The sequence below is a fragment of the Synechococcus sp. 'PEA 65AY6A-5F PE A' genome (assembly GCF_047462575.1).
Classification (GTDB): Bacteria; Cyanobacteriota; Cyanobacteriia; order Thermostichales; family Thermostichaceae; genus Thermostichus.
Genome location: NZ_JAOALE010000056.1, coordinates 1 through 10,322 on the forward strand (window position 1 = coordinate 1; position 10,322 = coordinate 10,322).

At 61.0% G+C, this 10,322-nt stretch carries 7 protein-coding genes and 1 pseudogene; 2 read left to right on the top strand and 6 right to left on the bottom strand.

Annotated elements, in window-relative coordinates; genetic code table 11:
* From GG26_RS12930 to GG26_RS12945, 4 genes and pseudogenes are all read right to left on the bottom strand, one after another.
* Positions 1-289: pseudogene (locus GG26_RS12930) on the bottom strand (RNA-guided endonuclease TnpB family protein); the annotation flags it as partial.
* Between the two features lie 746 nt (positions 290-1,035).
* The gene (purD, locus tag GG26_RS12935) at positions 1,036-2,331 is read right to left on the bottom strand and encodes a phosphoribosylamine--glycine ligase (RefSeq protein WP_414391027.1); all 1,296 of its coding nucleotides are present in this window, start codon (positions 2,329-2,331) and stop codon (positions 1,036-1,038) included.
* A 110-nt stretch (positions 2,332-2,441) separates the two neighbouring features.
* Positions 2,442-3,632, bottom strand: a complete 1,191-nt coding sequence (locus GG26_RS12940; protein WP_414391029.1) for a glycosyltransferase — start codon at positions 3,630-3,632, stop codon at positions 2,442-2,444.
* 66 nt (positions 3,633-3,698) lie between these two features.
* On the bottom strand, positions 3,699-4,988 hold the full coding sequence (locus GG26_RS12945) for an HD domain-containing protein (protein WP_414391032.1): 1,290 nt from the start codon (positions 4,986-4,988) through the stop codon (positions 3,699-3,701).
* Between the two features lie 262 nt (positions 4,989-5,250).
* Here GG26_RS12945 and GG26_RS12950 point away from each other — a divergent pair, with 262 nt between their 5' ends.
* On the top strand, positions 5,251-6,168 hold the full coding sequence (locus GG26_RS12950) for an SGNH/GDSL hydrolase family protein (protein ID WP_240527273.1): 918 nt from the start codon (positions 5,251-5,253) through the stop codon (positions 6,166-6,168).
* A 17-nt stretch (positions 6,169-6,185) separates the two neighbouring features.
* Here the strand turns inward: GG26_RS12950 and GG26_RS12955 are convergent, their stop codons facing one another.
* Both GG26_RS12955 and dapA read right to left on the bottom strand, forming a co-directional pair.
* Positions 6,186-8,036 (bottom strand): ribonuclease J, encoded by a 1,851-nt coding sequence (locus tag GG26_RS12955; protein ID WP_099835632.1) that lies wholly within the window; start codon positions 8,034-8,036, stop codon positions 6,186-6,188.
* 253 nt (positions 8,037-8,289) lie between these two features.
* A complete protein-coding gene (gene dapA, locus GG26_RS12960) occupies positions 8,290-9,246 on the bottom strand; it encodes a 4-hydroxy-tetrahydrodipicolinate synthase (protein ID WP_049749712.1) in 957 nt (318 codons plus the stop codon).
* A gap of 271 nt (positions 9,247-9,517) precedes the next feature.
* On the opposite strand from dapA, the gene GG26_RS12965 reads away from it, so the two are divergent.
* Complete coding sequence (locus tag GG26_RS12965; protein ID WP_099812400.1) at positions 9,518-10,144, top strand: nitroreductase family protein; 627 nt, start codon at positions 9,518-9,520, stop codon at positions 10,142-10,144.
* Positions 10,145-10,322: the final 178 nt, after the last annotated feature.

The window sequence follows — 10,322 nt, forward strand, 5'->3', positions numbered from 1 at the left end:
CGGGGCGGTTTTTCTGTTGGGCAACTTTACGGGCACCGGCCAGCCGTCTGCAGACCTGCTGGTCGCGTAAGCGGGACGTAGTCCTTGCCAAGTTACTGGATAAGCCGAACCGGGCACGGATTTCGCGGTAGCACAGAGACTGGAGCTTAACGGCGTTGGCGATTTTCTCCGGCGTGTTCTGGTTGACCCAATTCAAGGCTTGGCCAAAAGCCTCCAAAGTCGCGTCTAATTTGGCGGCTTGCGACTGGGACGCCTTGAGCTTGCAGGAGACGGTCAGGACTTGGGTCATGGTTCTATCATAACTTCCGCATTCCTCCCGACACTGACCCTACGGGTACAGTGCGGGGCTCCTGCGATTTCTAGCTGAATCTATTTGAGAGAGCATGACTCTAGTCAATAATAAGCTCAACTATACTGAAAATAATGTATAATATGTTCAGTACGGATTACTACCAGTTGATCTTTCTGTTTACTTTCGAGTCTGCCAACATGGTAGCCAAAGCAAAGCAGAAAATTGGTAGTAAGACGACACGGAAACTGCGCTTTGGGTATTCTACTCAAAGCTTTGCGGGATACCGCCATTCTGTTTGGAAACAAACAGAATGCTATCGCTGCATAGTTGAACAGTGATGTTCAGCAGTGTTCAGCGTAAATGTATCAGATAGTCTCCTCTGCCATGCGCTGCCACAGGCGACCACCCCCAACCTCTTTTCCACCAGGGGAGAGGAGAGCGAGGAAATCCCTGCCCCAAGGGATCCAGGTCTGCGACTGCAACGGCTCAAGTGAGCTGATGCGGGATCCCTCTCGACAGGGGAGGCTCGGCCTTGGCAATATCCGTGCCTAGTCAAAGCAGAGGGCTATTGTTAAGGAATCTAAAGTAAAGTTGAGCTTTGATATCACTGTTGCCGTCTTGTTACCGAAAGCGCTATCGTCTAAGCATCAAAGCTTTTTTCAAAGCTGCTTTATGGGCCCTGGAGGAGCGACCCCTCTGGGGCTTCTTCCATCCGGCTGCAGCTGAGAGGGCAAGGGATGGCTTTATGGGGTAGGGATCACTCCTCGGCGGACGGCAGGCCCCAGGGCGTGGCTGCCGATGTCAGAACGATAGTAGGCCTTGGGAAACTGCACTTGCTCCACGGCTGCGTAGGCTTGGCGCAGGGCCTCGGATAGGGTTGCCCCTTGGCCGGTAAGACAGAGAACGCGCCCGCCATCGCTCAGGAGCTGCTTGCCCGCCTGGCGGGTACCCGCATGAAACACCAACGCCCCCGTGGTGGCAGCTGCATCCAAGCCGGAGATGGGGATCCCTCGCTCGTAGGCATCGGGATAGCCTGGGGCTGCCATCACCACGCAGGCGGCATAGCCGGGTTTCCATTTGAGCTGGATTTGGGCCAGCCGTCCTTCTATACAGGCCAGCAGCACCTCGTCCAAAGGGTTTTCCAGCAAGGGCAGGATGACCTGAGCTTCGGGATCCCCAAAGCGGCAGTTGTACTCCAACACGTAGGGATCCCCACTGGGCGTGATCATCAAACCGGCATAGATCACCCCCTGGTAGCGGATGCCCCGCCGTTGCAAAGCCTCCAGGGTGGGATCCAGCACTTGCGCCTGGATACGGGCCAAAAGCTGCGGCGTCACCAGGTGATCTGCCGGGGCGTGGGCCCCCATGCCGCCGGTATTGGGGCCGGTATCGCCATCGCCGAGGCGTTTGTAGTCTTGGGCGGGCAGCAGCAGCAGGCAGATCTGGCCATCGGTGAGCGCCAGCACCGACACCTCTTGGCCGGCGAGGAACTCCTCGATGAGCACCTGATCGCCCGGCTTGGCCAGGGCCGCCTCCAGCGCCTGTACGGCCTCTTCCCGGCTGTGGGCAACAGTCACCCCCTTGCCGGCGGCCAGCCCATCTTTTTTGATCACCACGGGGTAGCTGCGAGAATTCAGGTGGGCCAGCGCCTCCGACAAGTCGGCAAAGCCTACCGCCGGAGCCGTAGGGATCCCTGCTTCCTGCATCAGTTGCTTGGCCCAGAGTTTGCTTCCTTCCAGTTGGGCAGCGGCGCGGCTAGGCCCGAAAATGGGCAACCCTGCTGCCTGGAAGGCGTCCACGATCCCCTGCACCAAGGGCAGCTCTGGCCCTACCACCGTCAGGCGGATCCCTTGCACGGTAGCAAATCGCACCAGCCCCTCGATGTCGGTGGCCGCCAAAGCCACCGATTGGCAGCGGGGCATCTGCTGGGCGCCGCCGTTGCCAGGTGCCCAGTAGACCCGAGTAATCTGGGGAGACTGCAGCAGCTTCCAGGCCAGAGCGTGTTCCCGTCCCCCGGAGCCGATGACCAAAGCCTGCATTGTGCTATCTCACTTTGTAAACGCCTTGTAAACGCCGCTTGGTTATTTTGGGATCCTTCCCGAACATTCCCCATTAGACCATGTTCCCAAGGGGTTTCAGAGGATCCAGGCTAGTTTGACCTCAGGGGACGGCCCCGCCAAGTCCAGTTGCGGCCGGTGGTGGTGCGGATGGCCGAAGCCAAGATGATGGCCGCTGTCGCCCAACCCCCCACTGCCGTTAGCCACCAGTAGCGCAGGGGCAGATGCGCCCAATGCCACAGAAGCAGGCGGATGACCCCTTGGCCCAGGATCCCGGCCAGGCTGGCCGCCAAGACCTGCAGGGATCCGGTGGCCAAGGCCAAGATCAACCCCAGCCAAGGCAAGCTGCAGAGGCCCAAGACCGTGACCATTGCCAACACGGCCAAGGCCCAGTTGCGCTCCAGGCCCAGGAACCAGTTTTTCGTCCACCCTTCCCAGAGGGCGGCCCCATTGGCGTACATGCGGCTGCGCACCCGCGGCCCCCCCAGGCAGATCTGCAGGCCGAGGCCGGCCGCTTTGATGCGCTGTCCCAGCGCCACATCCTCGATGACCACCTCGGCCACGCCGGCGTGTCCGCCCACTTGCTCGTAGGCGGAGCGGCGAAACAGCATGAACGGCCCGAAGGCAAAGGCCTTGGGACGCTTGGGATCATTCACGGCGGCAAAGTCGTAGCCTGCCGCCAAGATGACCATCATGATGGGCTGCACCAGCCACTCGGCCAGGCAGCCGCACACCAACTGCGGCCCCACGCTTACCAGGCCGCTGCCGCTTGCCAGCAAATGTCCTAAGGCGGCTTCGATGGCTCCACTTTCCAGCCGCACGTCGCAGTCGAGAAAGAGCAGGTAGTCGGGGGGATCAGGCTGGGCGGCTAGGGCGGCAACGGCTTGGGCACAGGCCCAGTTTTTGCCCACCCAGGTCTGGCCTTGGGGGCGGGGATCCCCTTTGAGCAGGTGCAGCCGCGGATCCTGTCGCTTGGCGGCCAGTCCCTGGGCCAGCTCCCAGGTGGCATCCGTGGATTCATCGTCCACCAGCCACACTTGCAAGGGGGCGGCGGTGCTGTCCAGGATGCTGCTCAGGCAGCCCACCACGTTCTCCGCTTCGTTGTAGGCGGGCACGATCACCGCCAGCCGCTCCATGGCCGCTGCCACTGCTGCCGCTTGCTCCGGCGAGGGATCCCTCAGCCAGGGGGAGGCCCGCAGCGCCCGCCACAGCCGCAGCGCCACCAACGCAATGGCCAGGGCCGTCGGCGCCAACACCCCCGCCAGGATCTCCGGGATCCCCACGCTTGCTTCCCTCGCTTAGATACGAACGGCTTTGCCCATGCCCTGGCCCTGGGATCTCCCAATCCTCTAAGCAGACAGCGCCCCTTCTACGATATCGCTGTAGGGGCGGGGAAAGATCAGCCAAACCTGGCTTTGCGTTTCCACCAAAGCCCGCACCAGCGGCGAGAGCTGGGCAATTTCTGCGTAGCCGTCTTCGGTTTTGAGCTGGATCCCTTGGTCGTAAAAGCTGTAGCCCTGGACGTGGGCGGAGCGGATTCCCAGATAGCTTTCTGGATCCAAGCCATCTCGCTGCATCTTCTGGCTTAGAGTTGCCACCAGCTCTTGGCGTCGCTCGGCTGGCAAGCGGGTGAGGTTGCGGGCTTTGAACAGATCCCGCTCCAGGTAGCGCCGCGCCAGATCCGCCAAGATGGGATCCTTCCCCACCATAGCCCAAAAGCGGAAAGGGTAGCTGAACATCACATCGTCAGCGGCCAAATAGAGGGGCAGAGGCAACTCGAAGGGATCTCCCTTTTGCGTCGCCAGCGCGGCCCAGCACCAGGCGCTCAGGATGGGATCCAACTCGATCTCCCCCTTTTGCAAAAGGATCTGGGCCCGCTTGAAGAGGCGATCCAAAATGAAGCGGGCGCAGAGGCTCTTGGGGTGCTGGTAGACCTGGGTGTACATGAAATAGCGCACCACCAGGTAGTGCTCGATGGCCCCCAAGCCTTTGCGAGCCGGGATGGACAGGGATCCCGTCTCCGGGTCGTAGTCCAACACCGTGAGGATGCGATCCAGATCCAGGTGGCCGTATTGGGCGCCGGTGAGCAGGCTGTCGCGCATGAGGTAATCAAAACGGTCGCAGTCCAGTTGGCTGGCAATGAGCTGCCCCACCAGCGGCAGGGGGAAGCGTTTCTGCCACACCTGCTCCAGTTGAGCGGGCAGTTGCGGGTCGAACTCCGCCAGAAGAGTCGCCACCTGGGGATCCTCGCGTACAATGCGGGCCGTCCAGACCTCATGGCGGCAGCCAAAAATCTCCTCCCCTGCATGGCTAAAAGGAGGGTGCCCAATGTCGTGCAGCAGGGCGGCAACCAGGGTAACGGCGCGGTAGGGGCGCAGCTCCGGGTAGCGGCGGGCCAACTTGTCGAGCAGCCGCCGCGTAACCTGCAGCACCCCCACCGAGTGGGTAAAGCGGGATCCCTCGGCCCCGTGGAAGGTCAAAAAAGCGGTGTCCAACTGGCGGATGCGGCGCAGGCGTTGGAAGGCCGGTGTGTCGATGAGGCGAATCAGCAGCGCCTCAACCGGATCCCCGCCATCCAGGCTGATGGCGCCGTGCAGGGGATCGTGGTAGGTGCGGGACTTGCAAAAGCGCAGCGCCATACTCCCACCATACTCGCCGATTGGCCGATCTTTGGTTAGCCTGTCTGGGGGGCTTCCCGCCCCGCCCGACCCCTGCCCAGTCTTTCCAAAGCTACCCCCTTGCACCTGCTTTCTTTGCCGACAGATGCAAGCGTCCAGATACCGAAAAAACCGACCTCCAGACCCTCAGACGGCTGGGCTGCTCCTCCTCTCAATCCTAATTTTGCTGCTCGGATCAGGGCTAGCCGCCTGTTCTGCCGCTTCGAAATCCCCTCTGCCTGCTGTGCCCGGCCCACCCGCCCTCACCCGCTACGTTGCCCTGGGAGCCAGCGATGCCGTCGGCTTCAACGCCTCCATCTCCTGCGATGGCCCGGCCAACGCGGCCGGCACCCGTCCGCAGCGCTCAGAACCCCTGGACTGCCCCAATGGAACGGGGTATGTCCCTCGCCTGGCCCGCCTGCTGCCCGGCCCGGTGGAGCTCATCAACTTGGGCCGCTCGGGAGCGGTGCTCAGCCCGGCCATGCAAGCCCTGCGGGAAGGGATCCCGGCCAACCTGCTCCAGGATCAAGTGCCGCGCATCCCTCCCAATGCTGACCTAATCACCATCTGGGTGGGCGGCAACGACACCAACGCCATTGTTTTTGCCGCCGCCCAACGGGCCCTGCAGGGGGAGGATCCCTTGCCCTTTGTCGAGCGCCAGATCCAACAATTTGCCGCCGACTACCAAACCCTGCTGCAGGCGGTGCACGCCCGCGCCCCCCAAGCCCGCCTGGCAGTGGCCAACCTGCCCAACTTTGCCCTGATCCCCTTGGGCCAGCAGCAGCCCAGCAGCCTGCGCCGACTGCTGGCTCTGGTCTCCGTCGGCCTCAGCCAACGGGCCATCAACCCCTTGAGCCAGCAAGGGATCCCGGTGGTGGACTTGCTCTGCGATCCCCGCTCCTACCGCCGCGAATCCTTCTTTCCCGGCCCGCTGGCCGACGGCTTCCACCCCAACGACCGGGGCTACGCCGACCTGGCCGAGGCCTTCCTGAGAGCCCTGCAGCAGCCCGTTCCGCCCCAAAACCGCTGCCCGCCCTTTAGCGACGTGGGATCCCTTTCTCCCGAAGCGTTGGCCGCCCTTGGCAAGGCAGAGCTCTCTTCCAGCAGCTTTCCGGCAGCAGAGCTCAACCCCCCCGGCCCAGGGAAGAAGGAGGAGACCTGAGCGCCAGCCACCCGGTCTTACGAAGCCGCCACCGCCGCCGAGGAGCGCCGCCGCCGCCCCAGGGCTATCCGTTCCTGTTCTGTCTTCGTCTCCCCTGTGGGCAGAGCAGTTACAGGTACAGACTCCTCCTCAGGCGATTGCACAAAAACCAGCACCGTCGGCTTGCCGGGCAACTGTTCCCGCACAAAGCGGCGCACCACCCGCTCCACTTCTGCCTTGAGGCCGGCCCAGTCAATATCCAGCCTGCCCCGCTCCAGCGAGCGGGCAAAGCGCGGCCAAGCTTGCTTGAGGGTGTCCTCCAGCAGGGGTTTCAGGTCGGATCCCTTGAGAGAGGTGCCCTCGCCTGCTAGGCCCAAGCTTTGCACCTGCGGCGTGCAGAGCAACTGGCCCCTGCCATCCAAGCTGATCACCACCGTCAGCATGCCATCTTTGGCCATCTGCTGGCGCTCTTGCAGCATCTCGTCCATCACCACCCCATCGTGGGAAGCGGCGATCATCTGCAGGCCAGAAGGCACTTTGTCTACAATGGCAATGCGCTCCTGGTTCACCTCCACCACATCGCCGTTGCCGATGATCACGATGTTTTCCCGCGGGATCCCCATGCTCATCGCCGTTTCGGCGTGCTTGACGAGCATGCGGTACTCCCCGTGGGTAGGAACAAAGAACTTGGGGCGCGTGAGGGCGATCATCAGCTTTTGGTCTTCCTGACAGCCGTGGCCGGAGACGTGTAGCCCCTTGTCCTTGCCGTAGATGACATCGGCTCCCAGCTCCATCAGCTTGTCGATGACCCGCGTTACTGCGAGCGTGTTGCCGGGAATGGGGTTGGCCGACCAAATCACCGTGTCTCCTGGCTTGATCTGCAACTGCGGATGCTCGCCGTTGGCAATGCGGGTCAGAGCAGCCAGCGGCTCGCCTTGGGATCCCGTGGTGAGGATGATCACTTTGTCGTCCGGCAGGCTGTTGATGACATGCATCGGCTGCAGCGTCTCGTCCTTGCAGCGGATGTAGCCCAGGCGCCGCGCGTGAGCCACCACGTTCAACATCGAGCGCCCCAGCAAAGACACCACCCGGCCCTGCTGCTCAGCAATTTGCAACACCAAGTTGAGGCGATGTACCGAAGAAGCGAAGGTAGTGATGATCACCCGTCCCTTGGCTCCCGCAATCGCCTTGGTAAGGCCTGGCACTACCGAGGCTTCGGAAGGAGTAAACCCGGGCACCTCGGCGTTGGTGGAGTCGCTAATCAGACACAGCACCCCCTTTTCCCCGTGCTCGGCCAGCCGCTGCAGGTCGAAGCGCTCCCCATCCACCGGTGTGTGGTCGATCTTGAAGTCGCCCGTCTGGATGACAACACCCACCGGCGTGTGCAGAGCCACCGTGAAGCTGTCGGGAAAAGAGTGGGTATTGCGGATGAATTCGGCAAAAAAGTTCTTGCTCAGGGGCACGATATCTCGCGGCCCGACCGGGCGCAATTCTGTGCGGTTCAACAGCCCCACCTCGCGCAGCTTGTCCTCCAGCAGCGCCAGCGCCAAACGCGGGCCATAGATAACCGGAATGTCGAATTCTCGTAGGTGATACGGGATCCCGCCAATGTGATCTTCGTGGCCGTGGGTAACTACCATCCCCCGCACCTTGTCCCGGTTTTGCTTGATGTAGGTCATGTCCGGCAGCACGATGTTGATGCCGTGCATGCTCTCATCGGGAAAAGCCAAACCGGCATCCAGCAGGATGATGTCATCCTCGTAGCGGAAGGCCCAGGTGTTTTTGCCGATCTCCCGCTCGCCTCCTAGCGGGATCATCTGCAGAGAGGAAGTGGGCTTAGCTGCCGAAGCCGCAGGACGGGAAGCGATCGAAGTACGTGGTGTTGGCATACTAGCTTTAGATCCTCAACAGTGACAGTCAAACAACAGACGAAAACTGGTATAGACAAATCCCAGCAAACTTACCCGCAAGGTCATAGGTAAAAGGCGGATTCCGCTGTTGCAATTTACCTCTTTCCCAGTTGGGAAAAAGCAAAAATTAGAAGGAAAACTGTCTTAATCACAGCTCAAACGCCACAGAAGACCCCCTAACCCTTAAAAAACTCTCGTCATGGTAAAGGTAAAACCTAAGAAAATAATCGAATCATGAAGCCTTCGCCGTCCTTCGTTCGGATCCCTGCGCTTCAGCCAGGAGGCCCATTTCTTGCAGCACTTGCCGTAAAACCTGTAAAGAACCGCCCTGGAGAGGCACCAGCGGAGGGCGCACCTGCCCCACTAGCCAACCCTGCATCTCTAGCGCTGCTTTGATCGGAACAGGGTTGGTCTCAATAAACAAAGCCTTAAACAGCGGAAACAGACGCAAATGATAAGTCAAGGCTTGGTCGTGTTGTCCCCTGCTGTAGCTTTGAATCAATTCTTGCAGTTGCGGCCCAACTAAGTGGCTAGCTACACTGACCACACCGCTGCCTCCCAAAGATAGGATCGGCAATGTCAGAGAGTCATCTCCTGAGTAGATGCCGAAATGTGAGGGAGTGAGCCGCCGAATTTCCGAGACTGCGTCCATTATACCACTAGCTTCCTTGATGGCGACAATCGTTTCCAACTCCGCCAATTTCGCCACAGTTTCCGGCTGCAGGCTCACCCCCGTCCGACCAGGAATGTTGTAGAGCATGATGGGCAGGTCGCTGGCTTGGGCGATCGCCTTAAAGTGCTGATAGAGGCCAGCTTGGGTGGGTTTGTTGTAGTAGGGCACCACCTGTAAAGAGCCATCCAAGCCCAATTGGGCAGCTTTTTTGGTGGCTTCAATGGCTTCGCGGGTGGAGTTGGATCCCGTCCCGGCGATAACTTTAGCCCGACCGGCCACCGCATCTCGCACCACGCGGAACAGTTCGTACTCCTCTTGCCAGGTTAGGGTGGGAGACTCGCCGGTGGTGCCACAGACCACGAGACCATCGCTGCCATGGGTTACCAAGTAATCGGCCAAACGAGCGGCTTCTTCGTAGTTAAGCTCCCCCTCAGGTGTAAAGGGAGTCACCATTGCCGTCAGCACGCGACCGAAATTCACAGGTTGCCTCTCCCCATCAACCACACCGCTCGCCATCGCCGGTCTGTGACCCCGCAAAATCCAATGCTGCGGGCTAGAGCCTTGATTATCCCCTTATCATAGCTGCCTTTGGGCCAGGGATCCCGTTTGGCCGAGGGGGCTGCTTGCCAAGGCCCGGCTCACCGGTTGCTTCAGACCGGCTAAAAAGGAGATAACCTAGAGAGGGCAGACCGTTTGAACCCAGAATGTACGGCTGCTCACCAACTCTGCCTCCAGTCGTGGGGTCAGCAGCCTTCTTGCTTTCGACCTTTGAGCTTCGAGGATTGCGATGGACGCCCTAGCCGCCCTAAAAGCGCGCATCTCCGCCGACAAGTTCGATCCCAGCCGCTCTTTATCGGAGATGGAGATCCAAGAGCTGGTTGCCTATGCTACGGAAGCCCCCTCTTCCTTCAACATCCAGCATTGGCGGTTTGTTGCCGTCGCCGATCCTGCAGATAAAGAGCGCCTCAAGGCCCTGGCCTACAACCAGCAGAAGGTGGCGGATGCGGCGGTGGTGTTTATCATCTTGGGGGATCTGAAGGGCTATGAGAAGCTGCCTGAGATCGCCCAAAGGGCCGTTGCCGCCGGGATCCTCCCTCCTGAGCGGGCGGAAAGTTGGGTAAGCATGGCCCAAGCCACCTACGCCAACAACCCCACCTTGGCGCGGGACGAGGCGATTCGCTCCGGGGCGCTGGCGGCCATGGCACTGATGATCGCGGCGCAGGCGAAGGGTTTGGTGAGCGGGCCGATGATCGGCTTTGACCCTGAAGGGGTCAAGCGAGAGTTTGGGATTGCCGATCGCTACGTGCCGGTGATGCTGCTGGCGGTGGGCTACCCTGCGCCCGGCAACTTGCCGCGCAAGCCTCGCTTGGGGGTGGATGAAGTTCTGGCCTTTGGGCGAGGGCGGGAGTTTTAGCTAATCCGCCGTTCGCGCTAGCGGGACGTAGTCCTGGAAGCCCCGCTCTGTACCCCCCTATATCCCAGCCCCCCAGTCCCCCAGTCCCCCCGTATACGGAGGGATGTAGGGGGGCGGGCCGGCCAGAGTCAGGATGAGAGGCGGGAGCGTTCAACAGGTACAATGCATTCATCATGAG

What these genes read in the sequence shown, in the direction of transcription:
- GG26_RS12965 (WP_099812400.1), top strand. Translation starts at nt 9,518, where the DNA reads ATGGACGCCCTAGCCGCCCTAAAAGCGCGCATCTCCGCCGACAAGTTC.
- purD (WP_414391027.1), bottom strand. Translation starts at nt 2,331, where the DNA reads ATGCAGGCTTTGGTCATCGGCTCCGGGGGACGGGAACACGCTCTGGCC.
- GG26_RS12955 (WP_099835632.1), bottom strand. Translation starts at nt 8,036, where the DNA reads ATGCCAACACCACGTACTTCGATCGCTTCCCGTCCTGCGGCTTCGGCA.
- dapA (WP_049749712.1), bottom strand. Translation starts at nt 9,246, where the DNA reads ATGGCGAGCGGTGTGGTTGATGGGGAGAGGCAACCTGTGAATTTCGGT.
- GG26_RS12945 (WP_414391032.1), bottom strand. Translation starts at nt 4,988, where the DNA reads ATGGCGCTGCGCTTTTGCAAGTCCCGCACCTACCACGATCCCCTGCAC.